We start from the raw sequence: 19,833 nt of genomic DNA, 5'->3' as shown, positions 1-19,833 counted from the left end.
AAAGCAGACTGTCATCGTCTCGGGCCCGCCGAACGGCGTGCGCCCAGTCCGGCAGCCACCCATTCCTCAACCTCAGGGAGCACATGCCATGAAGAACGTCATCTGGTTAGTCGTCGGCGTCGGAATCGGATTCGTTGCCGCCCACGAGGTGAACAAGACCCAGCAAGGCAAGCGGTTCTTCACCGATCTCGACGCCAAGACGCGAGAGTTCGGCGAGGCCATCTCCGAGGGCTACCGCAAGCGCGAAGCCGAACTGCACGCCGCCCTCGGCGAGGCAGAAGAGACCATCGAAGAGTTGTCCAAGCCCTAACGCGTCCCATCCCCACCGCTTCCCCCGGGTCGGATATCCGATCCAGTAACAGTACGGACCCCATGCAGACTGCCGACATTCGCGGGCGCTGGCTCGACTTCTTCGCCGATCGTGGACACACCGTCGTCCCGTCGGCGTCGCTCGTGAGCGATGACCCCTCCCTCCTCTTCACCGTGGCCGGCATGGTGCCGTTCGTGCCCTACCTCACCGGTCTGGTGCCCGCCCCGTACCCCAGGGCCACCAGCGTGCAGAAGTGCATCCGCACCAACGACATCGAAGAGGTCGGCAAGACGCCGCGGCACGGCACCTTCTTCCAGATGAGCGGCAACTTCTCCTTCGGCGACTACTTCAAGGAACAGGCGATCAGCTACGCCTGGGAGCTGCTCACCTCGAACGAGGCCGACGGCGGCTACGGCTTCGCCGAGAAGGACCTCTGGGTCACCGTCTACGAGAACGACGACGAGGCGTTCGGCTACTGGCGTGCCCTTGGCCTGCCCGAGCACCGCATCCAGCGCCTGGGCATGGACACCAACTACTGGTCCACCGGTCAGCCTGGACCTGCCGGACCGTGCAGCGAGATCTTCTTCGACCGCGGCCCCGCCTACGGCATCGACGGCGGCCCGGCCACCGACGACGACCGCTACGTGGAAATCTGGAACCTCGTCTTCATGCAGTACCTCCGCGGCGAGGGCACCGGCAAGAACGACTTCCAGATCCTGGGCGACCTGCCCAAGAAAAACATCGACACCGGCATGGGGCTGGAGCGCGTCGCGTTCCTCAAGCAGGGCGTCGAGAACATGTACGAGATCGACCAGGTCCGCCCGGTCCTGGACCGGGCCGCCGCCCTCTCCGGCCGCCGGTACGGCGCCGTGCACGACGACGACGTGCGGATGCGCATCGTCGCCGACCACGTGCGCTCTTCCCTGATGCTGATGAGCGACGGCGTCCTGCCGTCCAACGAGGGGCGCGGCTACATCCTGCGCCGTCTGATGCGCCGGAGTGTGCGCGCGATGCGCCTGCTCGGCGTGGACACGGCCTCGTTCACCGAGCTGTTCCCAGCCTCCCGCGACGCCATGAGCGCCGCGTACCCGGAGGTCGCCGCCGACTTCGACCGGATCAGCCAGGCCGCGTACGCCGAGGAAGAAACCTTCCTGCGCACCCTCGCCAGCGGTTCGAGCGTCCTCGACCTCGCGGTGGCGAAGACCAAGAAGGCCGAAAAGGCCGAACTGCCCGGCGACACCGCGTTCCTGCTGCACGACACCTACGGCTTCCCCATCGAGATCACCCTCGAAATGGCCGAGGAAGCCGGCCTCAGCGTCAACCGTGAGGCCTTCAACACCCTGATGGCGAAGCAGCGCGCGATGGCCAAGGCCGACGCCAAGGCCAAGAAGACCCACCTGGCCGACCTCTCCGTGTACAGCGCCTTCCGCGCGCACGGCGAGACCGTGTTCACCGGGTACGACATGCTGCAGACCGAGTCCAGCATCCTGGGCCTGATCGTGGACGGCGCCTCGGTGACCCGTGCCGTCGCCGGCGACATCGCCGAGGTCATCCTCGCCGAGACCGCCCTCTACGCGGAGTCCGGCGGCCAGGAGGCCGACGCCGGCCTGATCGTCGGCCCCGGCTACGAGCTCGAGGTGCTCGACGTGCAGAAGCCCGTCAAGGGCCTGATCAGCCACAAGGTGCAGGTCTCCAGCGGCGAGGTGGGCGTGGGCGACCCCGCCACCAGCGTCGTCGACCCCGACTGGCGCCGCGGCGCCCGCCAGGCGCACTCGGGCACGCATATCCTGCACGCAGCCCTTCGCCAGGTGCTCGGCCCGAACGCGCACCAGTCCGGCTCCTACAACAAGGCCGGCTTCTTCAGGCTGGACTTCTCCTGGAACCAGGCCCTGTCCCCGGCCACGCGCAGTGAGATCGAGGAGATCTCCAACAACGCCATCCGTGACAACCTGCAGGTGAGCACTCGCGAACTGCCGCTGGCAGAAGCGAAGGCACTCGGCGCGATGGCCCTGTTCGGCGAGAAGTACGGCGAGACCGTGCGCGTCGTCGACATCGGCGGCCCCTGGTCGCGCGAACTCTGCGCGGGCACCCACGTGGCCTCCAGCGCCGAGATCGGCATGATCAACCTCGTCAGCGAAGCGTCGGTCGGCTCCACCAACCGCCGCGTTGAATCCCTTGTCGGGCTCGAGGCCTTCCGCGATCTCGCCGCCGAACGGGCGATCGTGTCTCAGCTCACCAGCAACCTCAAGACCCCTCGCGAGCAGCTGCCGGCCAAGATCATGGACCTCATGCAGAGCCTGAAGGCCGCCGAGAAGAAGATCGCCTCGTTCGAGGCCCGAGCCCTGAGCGACCGGGTGCCTGCCCTTGTCGCGCAGGCGAGCCGGATCGGCGAACTCACCGTGGTGGCCGAAGACCTCGGCACGCTCAATTCCGCCGACGAGGTGCGGATGCTGGTCACCGGCACCCGTGAGCGCCTCGGCAACGACCCCGCGGTCGTCGCCCTCGCCGCGCGGGTGGCCGACAAGCCCGTCGTGATCGTGGCCACCAATGCGGCGGCCCGGGACGCCGGTCAGAAGGCCGGCGCGCTGGCCAAGCAGCTCGCCGGAATCCTCGGCGGCGGCGGTGGCGGTAAGGACGACCTGGCCCAGGGCGGTGGCACCAGGGTGGAGCTCATCGCGGAGGCGCTCAGTACCCTGCGCGCTCTGGTGGCCCACTAGCCCATGCGAACCGGCGTGCGCGTGGGAATCGATGTCGGCACGGTGCGGATCGGCGTCGCCCGCAGCGACTTCCACGGCATGCTGGCGACGCCGGTGGAGACGGTGCCAAGGGAAACGGTGCCCCGGGACCGGGCCGCACCGACGGACCTCAGCAGGATCGCGGCCATCGTGGCCGAGCTGGACGCCGTCGAAGTGATCGTCGGGCTGCCGCTGGGGCTGTCGGGACGGCACACTGCCTCCACGGATGACGCGGTCACGTTCGCCACCACCCTCGCCGGAACCGTGCCGGTCCCCGTGCGCCTCGTCGACGAGCGTCTGTCCACGGTGTCGGCTCACGCCGCCCTCCGCACGGCCGGACGCAGCACGCGCACCCAGCGTCCAGTGGTCGATCAGGTGGCCGCGACTATCATTTTGCAGCATGCTCTCGATACCGAACGTGCCTCCGGCAAGCCAGCCGGCACGTCCGTCGACCAGACCGGAAGGCCGTAACCGTGGCGAAAAGTCCGCCGGAAAACCCCGACCCGAACGTGTCGGGCGGCGCTGGCGACGCGCCGCTGCCCTCCCGCCGGGCGCTCCGCGAGGCTCAGGCCGCCCGGGACGCCCAGGTTGCGAACGAGACTGTCACCCCGGCCGCCCCAGCCCAGCCGGCGGAAGAGCAGCAGGCGGCGGAGCCGCCCGTTGACGCCGGTACCGCCGAGCAGAACCCCCTCGCCGGGCTCGGGTTCGGCACCATGCCAGAGGCAGAGGCCGCCGCAGCACCGGCCGGCACACCGGGCACACCCGGCGCGCCCGCTCGCGCCGGACGACCCAACTCGCGCGCGAACCGACGCGCGCAGCTCGCCGACCACCCGGCCGTGGAGAAGAAGTCCCGCAAGGGCGCGTGGGGCTGCCTGGTGGTCATCCTGGTCCTTCTCGCGCTGATGGGCGCGGCAGCCCTGGCCCTGCAGGGGCCGATCAGCCAGTTCGTAGCCGCCACCCAGCCCCCAGGGGACTACGAGGGGTCGGGCAGCAGCGAAGAGCTCGTCATGATCCACGACGGTGACACCGGCTCCGACATCGCGAACACCCTGGTGGCTCAGGACGTGGTCAAGAGTTACGACGCCTTCTACACGTTGCTCCTCGCACAGGCGACCGACCCGGTCTTCCAGCCCGGTGCCTACCTGCTCGCCTCGCAGATGAGCGCCCAGGCCGCGCTTGATGCCCTGCAGGATCCCGAGACCCGCCAGGACCTCACCGTGGTGATCCCGGAGGGGACCGCGGCGGGGGAGGTGCTGGCGTCGATCTCGGAAGGCACCGAGATCCCCTTGGCTGACCTGCAGGCCGCCGCGGCGGACCTGTCCGGTTTCGGCCTGCCGGCCGAGGCCACCAGCCTCGAGGGCTTCCTGTTCCCGGCCACCTACACGTTCCAGCCCGCGACGAGCGCGCATGACGCGATCAAGACCCTCGTCGACCGCCAGTTCGAAGCACTGGACGCGGCGGGCGTCGCTCCCGCCGACCGTTGGTCGACCATCGTGATGGCCTCGCTGATCCAGCGCGAAGCGGGCCTCAGGGATGACTACTTCAAGGTCGCGCGGGTGTTCTACAACCGGCTCGACCCGGCCCAGTGGGAGAGCGGACTGCTGCAATCGGACGCCACGGTGGCCTACGGGACCGGCAACACGCACCTGGTCACCACGACGGATGCCGAACGCGCCGACGCGAACAACGCCTACAACACCTACGTGCACCCCGGTCTGCCGGTCGGACCGATCAGCAACCCCGGCGATCTGGCCATCGACGCCGCCCTGCACCCTGCTGACGGAACCTGGCTATTCTTCGTCACGTGGAACCTCGATACCGGAGAGACCATTTTCTCGAGCACGGTGGAGGAACACGAAGCCGGCGTCGCGAAGTGGCTGGACTGGATGGATGAACACCCCGAATATGGCTGATTCGAGAAACGGCTCACCGAGCCCGGCGCCGAGGCGCCGGTTGGCCGTGCTCGGCTCGCCGATCGGCCATTCGCTGTCGCCCGTGCTGCACACCGCGGCGTACCGGGTCCTCGGCCTGGATTGGGAGTACACGGCCGTCGAGGTGGGCGAGGGCGAACTGGATACGTTCCTCGACGCTCTCACGCCTGACTGGCTCGGCCTGTCGCTGACGATGCCGCTCAAACACGAGATTCAGCCCCGCCTCAACGACCTGGACCGCGTCGCGACTCTCACCAGCGCGGTGAACACCGTGCGGTTCGGTGACGCTCCTCCGGCCGGCGGGTCGACACCGGTCGCCCCGCGAGCGCTCTCCGGTTTCAACACGGATGTGCCCGGCCTGGTCCGGGCTCTCGCCGAAGCCGGCCTCGACCGTGCCGCACACGTCACCCTGCTCGGCGCCGGCGCGACGGCCGCATCCGCCCTCGTCGCGGCCGCCGATCTCGGTGCGGAGACCGTGGACATCATCGCCCGCACCCCCGAACGGGCCGACCCGCTGGCAGACCTCGGCCGCCGGCTCGGGCTCGTCGTCACGGTCTCCGGCCTGTCTGCCCTGGCCGCGGCCGACCGGGTCAGCGACCTGGTGATCAGCACTCTCCCCGGCGACGCCGTCCTGCCGAATGAATTCCCCGAGACGCTCAGAGCCACCACCCTGCTCTTCGACGTGGCCTACGCGCCCTGGCCCACCGCCCTGGCCCGCTCCTGGGCGGCCGCCGGCGGACGAAGCAGGTCCGGTCGAACGATGCTGCTGCACCAGGCCCTGGTGCAGATCCGAATCTTCCTCTTCAACGACCCCTTTGAACCGCTTCCCGGCGAGGATGCGGTTCTGGAGGCCATGCGCGACGCGTTGGAGGACGGCCGCGCTGTGGAAGGATAGAACCATGCTTCGTTGGCTCACCGCCGGAGAGTCCCACGGCCCCGAACTCCTCGCCATTGTCGAGGGTTTGCCCGCCGGGATCCCGGTCACACTAGATGCGATCCGCCTCGACCTTGCGCGCCGCAAACTCGGCTACGGCCGAGGGGCGCGGATGAAGTTCGAGCAGGACGAACTGAACATTTCCGGCGGTGTTCGCCACGGCGTCACCCTCGGCGGCCCCGTGGCGCTGCGGATCGGCAACACCGAATGGCCCAAATGGGCCGAGGTGATGAGCCCTGAGCCCGTGGATCCCGCCCTGCTCACCCGCGGCCGGGGTGCGCCGCTGGTGCGCCCCCGTCCAGGTCACGCCGACCTGGTCGGGATGCAGAAGTACGACTTCGACGAGGCCCGCCCGGTCCTCGAGCGTGCCAGCGCCAGGGAGACCGCTGCCCGTGTCGCACTCGGCGCCGTCGCCAGGGCCTTCCTCGCCGGCCTCGGCATCGAACTGGTCAGCCACACCCTCTCGATCGGCCCGGTTCGCGTGCCGGAGGGCTCGCCGCTGCCGCGCCCCGGCGACGTTGACGCCCTCGACGCCGACCCGCTGCGCTGCTTCGACGCCGCCACGAGCGCGCTCATGGTCGCGGAGGTCGACGCCGCACACAAAGACGGCGACACCCTGGGCGGCATCGTCGAGGTCCTCGCCTACAACCTCCCGCCCGGCCTCGGTTCCTTCGTGCACTGGGACCGTCGGCTGGATTCCCAGCTGGCCGCCGCATTGATGGGCATCCAGGCGATCAAGGGCGTCGAGGTCGGCGACGGTTTCCTCACCACCACTCGCCGCGGATCCCAGGCCCACGACGAGCTCGTCCAGGTCGACGACGAGATCATGCGCGCCAGCGACAAGGCCGGGGGTACCGAGGGCGGAATGAGCACCGGCACCGTGCTGCGGGTACGCGCCGGCATGAAACCCATCGCCACCATCCCGCGGGCCCTGCGCACCGTGGACATCACCACCAACGAGGCCGCACCCGCCCACCACCAGCGTTCCGACGTCTGTGCGGTACCGGCGGCCGGCGTCGTCGCCGAGGCCATGGTGGCGTTGGTCCTGGCCAATTCGGTGCTGGAGAAGTTCGGCGGCGACTCGCTGGGCGAAACCAAACGGAACCGGGATTCCTACCTCGCCAACATCCCGGCCAACCTGCGCAGCGGGGCGTCCAGCGACGCCACGCTCTAGCGTGCTGTTCTTGAGCCCGGACGCGTCCCGTCCGGCCGGCGGCTGGCCGGCGGCCAGGCCGGAGCCGGCTCGGACGGACCCGGCGGCGCAGGGAGTCCGCGCGGCGGGATCGGTGGAGCGGAGCGTCGAACCGGTCCGTGATTCGGACGCCCCGCTCTACCCGCTGGTCTTCATCGGCCCGATGGCGTCGGGCAAGTCCAAGATCGGTCGCCGCGTGGCCCGCACCCTCCGGGTTCCGTTCATCGACACCGACACAGACATCGTCGCCGGCCACGGGCCGATCACCGAGATCTTCGCCTCGGCAGGTGAGGGGCACTTCCGGTCCCTCGAGCGCGCCGCCGTCCAGGCAGCATTGCTGCGGCACCGCGTCGTCGTATCGCTCGGCGGTGGAGCCGTGCTGGACCCGGCCACCCGCGCCGACCTGCGCCGCGCCACGGTGATCTCGCTGAGCACCACCGCGGAGGCCGTGCGGAACCGCACCAAGAACGCCAAACGCCCGCTGCTTGCGGCGGGCCCGGACGCCTGGCAGCGCATCTACGACGAGCGCCGCCCCCTGTACGAGGCGCTGGCCAGCATCCACTTCGATACGTCGACCAGACCGGTCGACGCCATCGCCGCCGACATCGTGAAATGGGTAAGAGAACAATCGTGACCGACATGCAGCCCGAAGAAACCGGCACCACCACCATCACCGTCAGCGGTGTCGACAGTTACCCCGTCCTGATCGGGCGCGGCATCGTCGCCGACGTCGCCGAGCAACTCGGCGACACCGTGAAGAAGGTGCTCATCGTGCACACCTCGCACCTCGGCGCCCGCGCCGTCGCCCTGCGGGAGAGCCTGCTGGATCGCTACGAAGTGCTCATCGCCGAGGTTCCCGACGCGGAACCGGCCAAGCGGGTGGAGGTGGCCGCGTTCTGCTGGCAGGTGATGGGTCAGGCTGACTTCACCCGCACCGACGCCGTGATCGGTTTCGGCGGCGGCGCCGTGACCGACCTGGCCGGCTTCGTCGCGGCGACCTGGCTTCGCGGCGTGAAGCTCGTGCAGATCCCCACCAGCGTGCTGGGCATGGTCGACGCCGCCGTCGGCGGTAAGAACGGGATCAATACCGCCGAGGGCAAGAACCTCGTCGGCACCTTCTACGCTCCCGCCGCGGTCGTCTGTGACCTGGACATTCTCGCCGACCTGCCCCGCAACGAGATCCTCGCCGGCTTCGCCGAGATCGTGAAGGCCGGCTTCATCCAGATCCCCGAGATCCTCGACATCGTCGAGGCGGACGTCGCCGCCGTCACCGACCCGACCACGCCCGAGTTCCGTCGGGTGCTCGAACTGGCCATCGCCATGAAGGCCCGCGTCGTCGGCGCGGACTTCAAGGAGGCCGGCTTGCGCGAGATTCTCAACTACGGGCACACGCTCGGCCACGCCGTCGAGCACGCCGAACGCTACGGCTGGCGCCACGGTGCCGCCGTCGCCGTCGGCATGATGTTCGCCGCCGAGCTCGCCAGGCTCAGCGGCCGGCTCTCCGACGAGGCCGTCGACAGGCACCGCCGCATCCTGGAGTCACTGACCCTGCCCACGACCTACCCGGTGGGTCGCTGGCCCACGCTGTTGGCCACCATGCAGCGCGACAAGAAGACCCGCAGCGGCATGCTGCGCTTCATCGTGCTGGACGACATCGGCAAGCCCACAGTGCTCGAGGGGCCCGATGCCTCGCTCCTGTTCGCCGCGTACCAGGAGATCGGCTCCTAACCGGGTTCGAACACCGGCCAGCGGTGCTCCTTTCACACCTTTCTGGCTGACTGTGCCTAGAATGAAGCACCCGACCGGCCGCGACGCAGGTCGCCTACGACCAGCGTTGATCGGTGGTGTTGTGAGCAGCCAGTTGCCAGCAAGCCTGTGGACGGTAAGCCCGTCGAGCGCAGACTCACTCGACTCGTCCCTCCGCCGGTTCTCCCGGCAGGAACGCCTGCATGAGGCCGCCATCGGGGACCGAACCGACCTGCGCTCCGCTGCCCTGCAGGTCGGCGTGCGCCGCCTGGTGCGGGAATCCTGGCAACGCTCGATCACGCTCCGGCTGGACCCGTTGACGGCGCAGGCCGCGCCGACACTGAGCGCCGAGGAGCTCGAGGGGTTGCGCGCCCGCAATCCGCTGGCCGCCGTGCTGCCGGTGATCAACACCCTCCTCGTGCGGCACGCGGCCGAATTCGGGTTGATCGTTGCCGTGGCCGACGAGTCGGGGCGGTTGCTGTGGATCGACGGTGACAGCGCCGTGCGCACCCGGGCAGAGGAGATGCACTTCGTCGTCGGCGCGGACTGGTCGGAGGCCAGGGTCGGCACGAGCGCTCCCGGCACCGCCCTGGCGCTCGACCACGGCATCCAGATTCAACGCGCCGAGCATTTCAGTCAGCTCGCGCACCCGTTCAGTTGCACAGCAGTGCCCATCCACGACCCGGTCACCGGGGCGGTACTTGGCGTGATCGACATCACCGGGGGAGACGCCGCCGTGGCGCCGCAGACACTCCCGCTCGTGGAGGCGGCCGTCGCCGCGCTCGAAGCGGAGCTGCGCATCCAGAGCCTGAGCGCTCCGCGGGCGGCAGCGGCCAGGCCGTCGGGTTTCACTGCACCCGGGATTCTGTTGAGCGTGCTCGGCACCGAACACGGCACCCTGCAGGGGGCGCCACCGGCTGGCACTCCGGGCGGTTTCGGCGCGCCGGTACCCGGCACCCGGCAGAGCGTTGATCTCAGTCCCCGGCACGCCGAGATCCTGCTGCTGCTGGCCTGGCACCGGCAGGGCCTGTCCGCCGAGCGGCTCGCCGGCCTGCTCAGCGACGAACCCGCGCACGGCGTGGAGAACCTGCGCGCCGAGCTGGTGCGGTTGCGCCGGGTGCTCACGCTCAGTCATCCGCAGCTGCGGATCGGCTCGCGCCCGTACCGGCTGGAGACCAGCGTCGACACGGATGCCGGTCGGGTGCTTCGCCTGCTCGGCCGCGGTGCCCACAGGATGGCCCTGGCCGCCTATCGGGGATGCGTGTTGCCGGGTTCGACAGCGCCCGGTGTCGTGGAGATCCGCGCGGAGGTGAGTGCTCGCCTTCGCCAGACCCTGCTCAGCGACGCGTCAGTGGAGGTGTTGCTCGACTTCGCCCGCACCGAGGAGGCCACCTGGGACAGCGAGGTGTGGCGAGCCTGCCTGGAGCTGTTGCCGGCCCGGTCGCCCCAGCGCGCCGCCGTGGTGGCGAGCCTGGCGCGCATCGAGGCGGAGCTGGGCGTGTAACCGACCCGGTGAACGGTCAGCTGAGGACGAACAGGCAGACCGCCACAAAGGCGAGAGTGCCCAGCAGCCCCACGCAGACCACCAGCGATATGGACCGGGGCGCCAGGCGGGCGTGAAGGATCGCCGCCAGCAGGAAGACGCCTGACAACACGATCTCCAGCGACCAATAGACCGGGCTGGTGGTGTCCGCGATAGTGTTCAGGGCCCAGATGCCCTCACCCAGGAGCACAGCGCACAGGGGTGTGACCGCCAGAGCTCGCCACAACGGCGGGGCATACCGCACCAGACCGGCAGCGACACCGAGAAGCGGACCAGCGACCAAGCCCACAAGGGTCCAGATGGAGGTGAACGGATCTCCGTCATCGAAGCCACGCCACTCGGTGACCACGCTGTACGACTCGACGAGCAGTTGGAACACCACCACGCCCAGGACCGCGGCGAGAAGCGGCCGGGCCCGGCCGAGCCAGACGATCAGGAAACTGAACATCGTCCAGCCGCCCACGGAGTTGCTCAGCGAGTGAATCAAGGGCGGCAGGTACTGCTGCGCGAAACTGGTCAGCCCGCCGATCAGCACCGCGCCGGCGATCGCCACCAGGATCGCCCACAGGGCCGACCGCCGGGTCTCGGCGTGCCACCACCCGCTGCGGAGGGCTATCGGCTCGGCTGCCGGCTGGGCTGCCGGCTGGGTGGTGCGGGTGCTCTCCAGGGGTTCCATCTCACCCACGATAGAGAGGCCGGCCCGTGCGGGCATCCGCCCAGAGGGTGACCGGGGCAAACCGGAGGATGACCTCGCCCTCGCCCGGCACCCAGGTGGCCCCGAGCCCACCGCAACGTTTCGCAACCTCGGTTTTCGTAGGCTCACCGCATGGACCGCGAGACCGCGGACGCCATCGACAGAGTCGTCGAACAAGGAGCGAAATGACCGTTTACGCCGCCCCGGGCACACCGGGCGCCAAAGTCACCTTCAAGTCCCGCTACGAAAACTGGATCGGAGGCGAATGGGTGCCGCCGGTGAAGGGTCAGTACTTCGAAGACATCTCCCCGGTCAACGGCAAACCGTTCACGGAGGTCGCCCGCAGCACTCACGAGGACATCGACCTGGCCCTTGATGCCGCCCACAAGGCCGCCCCGGCCTGGGGCAAGACCACGGCCACCCAACGCGCGGCCGTGCTCAACAAGATGGCGGATGTCATCGACGCCAACCTGGAACTTCTCGCGGTGGCCGAGAGCTGGGACAACGGCAAGCCGATCCGCGAGCCCCTGAACGCCGACCTGCCGCTGGCCGCGGACCACTTCAGGTACTTCGCGGCCGCCATCCGCGCGCAGGACGGTGACCACGCCGAACTCGACAATGACACCGTCTCCTACCAGTTCCACGAGCCCCTTGGGGTGGTCGGCCAGATCATCCCGTGGAACTTCCCGATCCTGATGGCGGTCTGGAAGCTCGCGCCGGCCCTCGCCGCCGGGAACGCCGTCGTGCTGAAACCCGCCGAGCAGACGCCGGCGTCGATCCTGGTGTTGATCGAGCTGATCGGCGACATCCTGCCCCCTGGCGTGCTCAACATCGTGAACGGTTTCGGGATCGAGGCCGGCAAGCCGCTGGCCTCCTCGAACAGGATCCGCAAGATCGCCTTCACGGGTGAGACCACCACCGGGCGGCTGATCCTGCAGTACGCCAGCGCCAACATCATCCCGTCGACGGTGGAGCTGGGCGGCAAGAGCGCCAACATCTTCTTCGACGACGTGGCGCAGAAGGACGACAGCTACTACGACAAGGCCCAGGAAGGTTTCGTGCTGTTCGCGTTCAACCAGGGTGAGGTGTGCACCTGCCCCAGCCGGGCGCTGCTGCACAAGCCCATCTACGACAGCTTCCTCGGCGGCGCGATCGAACGCACCAAGCTGGCCAAGCAGGGCAACCCGCTGGACACCGACACCCAGGTGGGTGCGCAGGCCAGCAACGACCAGCTGGAGAAGATCCTCTCTTATATCGACATCGGCAAGAAGGAGGGCGCCACGCTGCTGCTCGGCGGCGAGCAGCTCGACCTCGGCGGCGACCTGGCCGGCGGCTACTACGTGCAGCCGACCATCTTCGAGGGCCAGAACAAGATGCGCATCTTCCAGGAGGAGATCTTCGGACCCGTCGTGGCGGTCACCAGCTTCGAGGACTACGACGACGCGATCTCCATCGCCAACGACACCCTGTACGGTCTCGGCGCCGGCGTCTGGTCGCGGAACGGCAACACGGCCTACCGGGCAGGACGAGACCTGCACGCCGGCCGGGTCTGGGTGAACAACTACCACAACTACCCGGCCGGGGCCGCTTTCGGTGGTTACAAGAGCTCCGGCATCGGCCGCGAGAACAACAAGCTCGCCCTGGGGCACTACCAGCAGACCAAGAACATGCTGGTGTCCTACTCCGAAGACGCACTGGGCTTCTTCTAGACCTGCACCGTGCCGGCCGGGGCGGCAACCCGAAAGCCGCCCCGGCCGCACGGCACCACCGGACCTGCCGCACACCCACGTCCATCACATTGCATCTGCTCTCGCTGGAGGAACCATGACCGATCTCATCACGCCACCACCGGACGCGTCCGTCACGGCAGCCGTCGAGGCAAGCATCACCATTCAAGGCGAGACCCGATCGCGCGTCGCCCTGACCCAGGCCACCGTCGAGCTGCTGCGGAGCCTCTGGGAGGAGCACGGTCCGCTGATGTTCCACCAGTCCGGCGGCTGTTGCGACGGTAGCTCGCCGATGTGCTTTCCGGCCGGTGAGTTCATCACGTCGGACCAGGACGTGCTGCTCGGCCGGCTCGACATCGCGCCGCCGGGCGAGCCGGAACAGGTGATCGACTTCTGGATCTCGGCCGAACAGTTTGAGTACTGGAGCCACACCGCCCTGCTCATCGACACCGTCAAGGGCCGCGGCGGCGGCTTCTCGGCTGAGGCTCCGCGCGGAGTGCGCTTCATCATCCGCTCGGAGCTGATGGAGTCGTTCAGCGCCTGACGGGGGCGCGGTTCGGCCGGGCCTAGGCTGGGTGCATGCGCACAGTCCTCGTTCTGAACGGCCCGAACCTCGGACGCCTCGGCAGCCGGGAGCCCGACGTTTACGGCTCGGCCGATCTCGACGACCTGCGGGTGCTGCTCACCGACGCCGCCCCGGAGGACGTCACCGTCGATCTGCGTCAGACCGACGACGAAGCGGAGCTCATCCACTGGCTCTACGAGGCCGTGGATACGAACACGCCGGTGGTGCTCAACCCGGCCGCGTTCACGCACTACAGCTACGCGTTGCGCGACGCCGCGGCCCTGGTCACCAAGGCGGGGATCCCGCTCATCGAGGTGCACATCTCCAACCCGCACGCCAGGGAGACCTTCCGGCACACCAGCGTCGTCAGCGCCGTCGCGACCGGGGTGATCGCCGGATTCGGCTTCGACTCCTACCGGCTGGCCCTTGACCACATCGTGCGCCTGGCCTGAGATCGCCGCAGGCCGAAAACGCCGGCCGAACACGCTGCCTGGACACGCTGCCTGGACACGCTGACCGAACACGCTGGCCCGGGCCGTCGCGCAGATCACGGAATCGATCGGGCGCGGCCTGTCGGCTACACTCGTCTGAGGCCTGTGGCCGCGCACCTTCCCAATTGAATCGAACGGAACACCTCTTCATGGCATCTACCGCCGACATTAGAAATGGCGTCGTCCTCAACATCGACAAGCAGCTGTGGGCCGTCATCGAATTCCAGCACGTCAAGCCCGGCAAGGGCGGCGCGTTCGTGCGCACCAAGCTGAAGAACGTCGTCACGGGCAAGACCGTCGACCGCACCTTCAACGCCGGCGCCAAGATCGAGACCGAGAATGTCGATCGCCGCGACTTCCAGTACCTGTACGCGGATGGCGACTCCTACGTCTTCATGGACGTCTCCGACTATGACCAGCTCACGGTGTCTTCCGCCGTCGTCGGCGATGCCGCCAACTTCATGCTGGAGAACCAGGCCGTGACCGTGGCCCTGCACGACGGAAACCCGCTCTACGTCGAGCTGCCGGCATCCGTCGTTCTCGAGATCACCTACACCGAGCCGGGCCTGCAGGGCGATCGCTCCACCGGCGGTACCAAGCCCGCGACCGTCGAAACCGGCTACCAGATCCAGGTGCCGCTGTTCCTCGAGCAGGGCACCAAGGTCAAGGTCGACACCCGCAATGGTGACTACCTCGGCCGCGTCAACTAGTGAGCGCCCGTACCAAGGCGCGCAAGCGCGCCATCGATATCCTGTACGCCGCTGACATCCGCCAGACCACGATCCCACAGTCGCTGGCCATGGAGGCCGAACGCGCCGCCAACGAACCGGCCCGCATGGTGTCGTGGTTGTACGCGCGTGACATCGTCGACGGGGTCGTCGACCACCGCGAAGAGATCGACGAACTGATCGAGACGTATTCGCAGGGCTGGTCGCTCTCCCGGATGCCCACGATCGACCGTGCCATCCTGCGCATCGGCATCTGGGAGATCCTGTACAACGACGCTGTGCCGCACGCCGTCGCGATCGACGAGGCCGTCGAGGCCGCCAAGGTGCTCTCGACGGATGATTCCGCGGGGTTCGTCAACGGGCTGCTCGGCCGGATCGCCCAGACGGCGCCATCCGCCTGAGCCGGCGGCACCAGCAGTATCGGCTTCGGCTGTAGGCAGGCCGGGCCGGGTGCATCCGCCCCGGCCCGGGTCGACGAGGGGGAGCAGCAGCATGACGGAACGCACCGACCACAGCACCGGGGCACCGGGCACTGCAGGACCGGGCGCTGCGGAACCGGGCACCGGGGCGGTGGCCGACCAGCCGACCGCGTCGCATGCCACCCCTCCCGCGCCGGTTCCCTACCAGGTCCTCCCCGCGCCATACGCCGGGTCGGTGGGCGGGCCGGTGGGCTGGCCCTACGCACCGCGTACCAACACCCTGGCGATTGTGTCGCTGGTGACCGGTTTCTGCTGTTCCATCGCCGCCGTGATCACCGGGCACATCGCTCTGGGCCAGATCAGGCGCACCGGCGAGGCCGGCAGGGGCCTGGCCATAACCGGCCTGGTGCTGGGCTATGTGAGCCTGGGGTTCGCTGCGCTGATGCTCGTGATCCTGCTGTTCTTCACGGCGGCATTTGGCGCGATCCTCACCGGCGTCGCGAATTCCACCTCCTCGCTGGGTTCGGTTGAACCACCGGTCGTGGAAGCCGCGAGTGGCCAGACCGGCGCCGCGTACCTGGACGACGGCTACCTTCAGGTGGGCATCGGAGCCGCTGTTGTCGATCTCTATATCGACCCGATGTGTCCCTACTGCGGCCAGTTCGACATCGCCAACGGCGACACCCTCGCGGCCATGGTCGACGACGGCACTATCACCCTACGCCTGCACCCGCTCACCTTCCTCGACCAGGCGTCGCAGGGCTCCGAGTATTCCACCAGGGCCTCCGCCGCGCTGACCTGCCAGGCAGCAATCAACCCGGAGTCCACCCTTGACTACCTGGCCGCGCTGTTCCTGAACCAGCCGGCCGAGGGCACCACTGGTCTCAGCGACGACGAACTTGTGGCGTTGTCCAGCGGCAGCGCACCGATCGCCGACTGTGTCGCCAGCGAGCGTTACCAGGGCTGGTCACAGCAGAACACCGATGCCGCGCTCACCGGCCCCATTCCCGGCGCTGACATCTCGTCGATCCAGGGCACCCCCACGGTCCTGGTCAACGGCAGCCAGTACAGTGGCCCCATCAACGACCCGCAGGCGCTGGCTGATTTCATTCACGGCGCGACGGTCTAGCGGAAACTCAGGTTGCCTTAGTCACACCGCCCGCTTCTGGCCGCCCGTTTCAGGTCACCCGTTTTAGTTCGTCCGTTTCAGTTCGTTCGTTTTAGGTCGTCAGAGTGATGCTGGGAACGGTCCCGGCGATCGACGCCCAGAGTTTCACATCGTCCCCGGGTTGGGGCAGATACTGGGTCCCAGAGCGGTCCCGGCACTCGAAGGAAATTTGCGCTTCCAAGGCCACGCCGATCGCGTAGGTCCGCGAGCCGCGCAACTGCAGCGTAACCGAGAGGTCGGCGAACGAATGGCGCTGTGAACTGATAGCCGAACCGCCCTTACCGCACTCGTCGAAGGCGAACAGGGTGCGAGACCCGAACGGGCTCAGCAGTTCCCAGGCCCCGGTGATCGGGTCGATTTCCCACCCGGCAACGTACGCCGTGCCGCGGTAGGAGAACGCCGCGAAGCCGATCGGTCCGGCGGGAAGGAACCACCATCGGCTCTCGGCCACCAGGTCCACTTCGGCCGTCACCGTGACTGATGAGAGACTGGCCCTGGGCGCGAGCGTCACTCCGGTTCCGGCGAAGCTGATGTAACCGGCGTCCAGAGCGGATGCATTCACCCAGCTGAACAGCCGTCCGGTCTTCTCTGACGCGTCGCTCCCATCCGGCTGCCCGTCACGGCCGTTCGCCCACCGGTACCGATAGCGATGGTCGTCTGGAGCCGGTGCGCTCCAGTAGGCGCGGTAGTCGGCCTCGGCGGGGATGTAGAGATTGTCCGGCCAGGTGACGACGAACGGTGAACGCGTCCGGAAGTAGTTCGCGAACAGGGCGTCGCGGTACTCCCGGACTCCGACCAGGGCGCGGGATCGATCGCCAGTGCTGAGCTCGATCTCCTGATGCACCGCTTCGATCTCTCGCCTGCGCACGAAGCTGATCGGGCCGGCCGGTGCGCCGATCTCCGAAACGACATCCGAGGGCTGGCGCGAGTCGGACCTGGCCGTCGAGGCCTCCTCGGTGGCTTCGCGGCGGTTCTGGCGATGGGTGCCGGGGTGCTCGTGCCCGGGGCTGGGGAGGGACGCCACGTCGCCCGGCGGGCTTGTCGGGTCTGTCGGGCTTGTCGGGTCTGTCGGACTTGTCGGGTCTGTCGGGTCCAATGGGCCTGTCGGGTTTGTCGGGTCAAGCGGGTGGTCTAAGGTCGGGTTCGCAGGAGTGTCCTGTGGCCCGTTCTGCGCACCGTCCTGAGGCGTGTCCAGTGTCGATTCCACGGCTGGGATCCGCGGAAGATTCTCTGTCGGGTGGGCGTTCTGAGCGCGTGGCGTCCCCGGTCGGTCCTCGTGGGTGTGGCCGCCCCTGCTGTCTGGGCGCTCGATATCTCCGAGACCTTCAGTGTCGCCGGGTCCCTCGGTGTCGCCGGGTCCCTCGGTGTCGCCGGGTCCCTCAGTGTCACCGGGTCGTTCCGTTTCGTCGGGACGGTCCATGTCGGCGGAGCTCATCAGACCACCTCCTGGCACCATGATGCACGGCATTCCAGATCGCTGAGTTGTATCGCAATGCAGGGTAATCAACCTGAGCCGGTTATGCGAGGTGCAGGAGGTGCCGCGATAGGCGCGAGCCCTCCGAGAATCCATGACCCATCGCAGAAGTCCCTACATGTGCGCCTTTCGGCCGTCCATGTCGTGCGCGCCTCCGCGTCTACGTCGTGCGCCACTCGCTGGTCGAGGATTTCGACTCCTGCCGACCGTGTGGGGTAGAGCCGGTGAGCGGTCCGATGGTGTGTGGATCAATATCCCCTGGATCAGAAGGGCGGGTCCTCGGGCACCGGTGGTGTGGGTGTCCGGGTTGGCCGGTGCCGGGGAGGCATCAGGTAGCTTTCCTCCGGGGGTCGTTTCCGGGTTTTCGGCCCCACCACCGGGGCGTGTGGCCGGGGTGGTCCCATGGGGTTGGCGGGGTCGGTGCGGTAGCTGCGTTTGCCCGGGGAGGTCCAGAGCAGGATGCCGCCGGGTTGTTGAGTGACTCGCCAGTGGGTGAGGTGTTTGAGGCGGTGGTGGGGTTCGCAGAGATGGGCGAGGTTGTCGCAGTCGGTGGTGCCGCCGTCGGCCCAGTCGTGGGTGTGGTCGATGTCGCTGGTGACCGCGGGCCGGGAGCAGCCGGGGAATCGGCAGGTTTCGTCGCGCACCCTCAGCCATTTCTTCATGGCTGTGGTGTTCTTGTGTTGGGTTTTGCCCAGGGAGAGTACGACTCCGGTTTCGGGGTGGGTGAGTAGTCGGGTGAAGCTGGGGGCGTGTCCGGCGATCTGTCGGGCGATTTCGGGGGAGATCGGGCCGTAGCCTTCGAGGGTGGCGGGTTCCTCGTCCAGGCCGAGCAGGGTGAGCACGGGCACGGTGATCATGACCGTGCCGCGGATCCCGGCGCCCATCCCGTCGGGGGTGATGCCGTCCAGCAGGAGGGCCCGGGTGATGTCGGCGCGGAGCTGGTCCAGGGTGCGTTTCGTCTCCTCCGCATCAGCTGCCGCATCTGCCGTCGCGCCGGTCCCCGCGTTCGCCGCCGTACCGTTCCCTGCGCTCGCGTCCGCCGCCGTGCCTGTCCCCGCGCTGGCGTCCGCGCCTGCCTGCCCACTTCCCAACCCGACGGCTTTCCCGGCCGCGTCGCCGGCCCGGGTGGGGTCGCCGAGTTTTTTCAGTTTCACGGCCATCGTGTTGATCCGGGTGTAGGCGGCTTTGGTGTCGTGGGCGGTGCCGTACCAGTGCAACCAGCCCATCCCGTCCGGCGCCGCTTCCCACCGGGTGTGCCTCTCGGCCAGGGCGTTGGTGGTGCGGGTCACGATGGACTCCGGGTGCAACCGCTCCCGCAGCCGGCGGGCCCTGTCCGTGAACCGGCTCACCGGGAGTCGCTTCGCGTCTGGCAGTACCTTGTCCTCGAAGGCCTCCTGATCTTCGGCGGGCAGGGTGCGCATCTGGTCGATGAGCACGGTGGCGTGCCGGTAGCTGATCTCGCCGTTGGAGAGGGCGTGGAAGGTTGCCGGGGCCGACAGCAGCCAGAGTGACTGCTCCATCAGGTGTTCCACCGTGCGTTCGGCCATCCGCAGCAGGCAGGCGGTCTCACTCACGATCGTGCGCCGGGCCACGTCCCGGTCCTCCCACCGGCCATAGAAGGCCGCGCGGGCCTGATCCTCGGTCATGCTGGCCGCGTTCACGTCGGCCAACCGGATGCTCTCCGGGTTGCCGTGCAGCCGGGAGGACACCTGCGGGTCCTCGCTCCAGCTCTGCAGCTCGACGAGGAACTCGGCCTGCCGGGCCTGCGCGTGGGCGATGGCCCGGGCCTCGGCCGCGATCAGCTCGGTGCGGCGGGCCAGCTCCGAACAGACCAGCTCGTCCAAGGTCGGATTGGGGACATACGCCTCACGCCCTGCCGGTTCGGGCCCTGCCGGTGTCGGCCCTGCCGGTTCGGGCCCTGCCGGTTCGGGCCCTGCCGGTTCGGGCCCTGCCGGTTCGGGCCCGGCCGGTTCGGGCCCTGCCGGTGCGGGCCCGGCCGCGGTGGACTCGAGTCCGGCCGGCTCGAGTGCCGGTTCGGCCGCGGTGGACTCCGCCGACCCAGCTTGCGTCGGGTCGACAGGAGCGGGGATGTTGCCAGGTGGAGCGGACTCCGGAGAGTAGTGGTCATCATCCGGAGCGGGCGGTAGTGCCTGGTCGGGGTTACTCATAATGAGAT

At 68.5% G+C, this 19,833-nt stretch carries 18 protein-coding genes; 15 read left to right on the top strand and 3 right to left on the bottom strand.

Going from position 1 to position 19,833, the window contains the following annotated elements:
- The first annotated feature begins 88 nt into the window (after positions 1-88).
- The 9 genes from BJQ95_RS09880 to BJQ95_RS09840 all read left to right on the top strand — a co-directional run bounded on the left by BJQ95_RS09880 (position 89) and on the right by BJQ95_RS09840 (position 10,352).
- Positions 89-310 carry a hypothetical protein gene (locus BJQ95_RS09880; RefSeq protein WP_130179303.1) on the top strand — a complete coding sequence of 74 codons (222 nt, stop codon included), beginning with the start codon at positions 89-91 and terminating at the stop codon, positions 308-310.
- A 62-nt stretch (positions 311-372) separates the two neighbouring features.
- Entirely contained in the window at positions 373-3,027 is a 2,655-nt protein-coding gene (alaS, locus tag BJQ95_RS09875) for an alanine--tRNA ligase (protein ID WP_130179302.1), read from the top strand.
- A gap of 3 nt (positions 3,028-3,030) precedes the next feature.
- Complete coding sequence (ruvX, locus tag BJQ95_RS09870) at positions 3,031-3,516, top strand: Holliday junction resolvase RuvX (protein WP_205750266.1); 486 nt, start codon at positions 3,031-3,033, stop codon at positions 3,514-3,516.
- A gap of 2 nt (positions 3,517-3,518) precedes the next feature.
- On the top strand, positions 3,519-4,958 hold the full coding sequence (gene mltG / locus BJQ95_RS09865) for an endolytic transglycosylase MltG (protein ID WP_240694958.1): 1,440 nt from the start codon (positions 3,519-3,521) through the stop codon (positions 4,956-4,958).
- Positions 4,951-5,871: a shikimate dehydrogenase gene (locus BJQ95_RS09860; protein WP_130179300.1), complete on the top strand. Its 921-nt coding sequence runs from the start codon at positions 4,951-4,953 to the stop codon at positions 5,869-5,871. Before mltG ends, BJQ95_RS09860 begins: the two co-directional genes overlap by 8 nt.
- Positions 5,872-5,875: 4 nt before the next feature.
- Positions 5,876-7,084: a chorismate synthase gene (gene aroC / locus BJQ95_RS09855; protein WP_130179299.1), complete on the top strand. Its 1,209-nt coding sequence runs from the start codon at positions 5,876-5,878 to the stop codon at positions 7,082-7,084.
- A gap of 10 nt (positions 7,085-7,094) precedes the next feature.
- Positions 7,095-7,736 carry a shikimate kinase gene (locus BJQ95_RS09850; protein ID WP_240694957.1) on the top strand — a complete coding sequence of 214 codons (642 nt, stop codon included), beginning with the start codon at positions 7,095-7,097 and terminating at the stop codon, positions 7,734-7,736.
- Positions 7,737-7,741: 5 nt separating this feature from the next.
- Positions 7,742-8,830, top strand: a complete 1,089-nt coding sequence (gene aroB / locus BJQ95_RS09845) for a 3-dehydroquinate synthase (RefSeq protein ID WP_130179328.1) — start codon at positions 7,742-7,744, stop codon at positions 8,828-8,830.
- A gap of 121 nt (positions 8,831-8,951) precedes the next feature.
- Complete coding sequence (locus BJQ95_RS09840) at positions 8,952-10,352, top strand: transcriptional regulator (protein ID WP_240694956.1); 1,401 nt, start codon at positions 8,952-8,954, stop codon at positions 10,350-10,352.
- A 16-nt stretch (positions 10,353-10,368) separates the two neighbouring features.
- Here BJQ95_RS09840 and BJQ95_RS09835 read toward each other — a convergent pair whose 3' ends face one another.
- Entirely contained in the window at positions 10,369-11,067 is a 699-nt protein-coding gene (locus tag BJQ95_RS09835; RefSeq protein ID WP_130179298.1) for a DUF6518 family protein, read from the bottom strand.
- A 203-nt stretch (positions 11,068-11,270) separates the two neighbouring features.
- Here BJQ95_RS09835 and BJQ95_RS09830 point away from each other — a divergent pair, with 203 nt between their 5' ends.
- The 6 genes from BJQ95_RS09830 (at position 11,271) to BJQ95_RS09805 (ending at position 16,144) form a co-directional block, all read left to right on the top strand.
- Positions 11,271-12,794, top strand: a complete 1,524-nt coding sequence (locus BJQ95_RS09830; protein ID WP_130179297.1) for an aldehyde dehydrogenase family protein — start codon at positions 11,271-11,273, stop codon at positions 12,792-12,794.
- A 115-nt stretch (positions 12,795-12,909) separates the two neighbouring features.
- A complete protein-coding gene (locus BJQ95_RS09825; protein WP_130179296.1) occupies positions 12,910-13,356 on the top strand; it encodes a DUF779 domain-containing protein in 447 nt (148 codons plus the stop codon).
- A gap of 35 nt (positions 13,357-13,391) precedes the next feature.
- Positions 13,392-13,829 (top strand): type II 3-dehydroquinate dehydratase, encoded by a 438-nt coding sequence (aroQ, locus tag BJQ95_RS09820; protein ID WP_130179295.1) that lies wholly within the window; start codon positions 13,392-13,394, stop codon positions 13,827-13,829.
- Positions 13,830-14,017: 188 nt separating this feature from the next.
- A complete protein-coding gene (gene efp, locus BJQ95_RS09815) occupies positions 14,018-14,578 on the top strand; it encodes an elongation factor P (protein WP_130179294.1) in 561 nt (186 codons plus the stop codon).
- Positions 14,578-14,997, top strand: a complete 420-nt coding sequence (nusB, locus tag BJQ95_RS09810; protein WP_130179293.1) for a transcription antitermination factor NusB — start codon at positions 14,578-14,580, stop codon at positions 14,995-14,997. Before efp ends, nusB begins: the two co-directional genes overlap by 1 nt.
- 91 nt (positions 14,998-15,088) lie before the next feature.
- Positions 15,089-16,144, top strand: a complete 1,056-nt coding sequence (locus tag BJQ95_RS09805) for a DUF4190 domain-containing protein (RefSeq protein ID WP_165385039.1) — start codon at positions 15,089-15,091, stop codon at positions 16,142-16,144.
- A 91-nt stretch (positions 16,145-16,235) separates the two neighbouring features.
- Here the strand turns inward: BJQ95_RS09805 and BJQ95_RS09800 are convergent, their stop codons facing one another.
- Both BJQ95_RS09800 and BJQ95_RS09790 read right to left on the bottom strand, forming a co-directional pair.
- On the bottom strand, positions 16,236-17,207 hold the full coding sequence (locus BJQ95_RS09800) for a hypothetical protein (RefSeq protein WP_165385038.1): 972 nt from the start codon (positions 17,205-17,207) through the stop codon (positions 16,236-16,238).
- Positions 17,208-17,920: 713 nt separating this feature from the next.
- On the bottom strand, positions 17,921-19,825 hold the full coding sequence (locus BJQ95_RS09790; RefSeq protein WP_256041340.1) for an HNH endonuclease signature motif containing protein: 1,905 nt from the start codon (positions 19,823-19,825) through the stop codon (positions 17,921-17,923).
- Positions 19,826-19,833: the final 8 nt, after the last annotated feature.

The sequence above is a fragment of the Cryobacterium sp. SO1 genome (genome assembly GCF_004210215.2).
Taxonomy (GTDB): Bacteria; Actinomycetota; Actinomycetes; order Actinomycetales; family Microbacteriaceae; genus Cryobacterium.
Note: the sequence above shows the minus strand (reverse complement) of the source record. Positions and strands in the feature narration are given on the sequence as shown.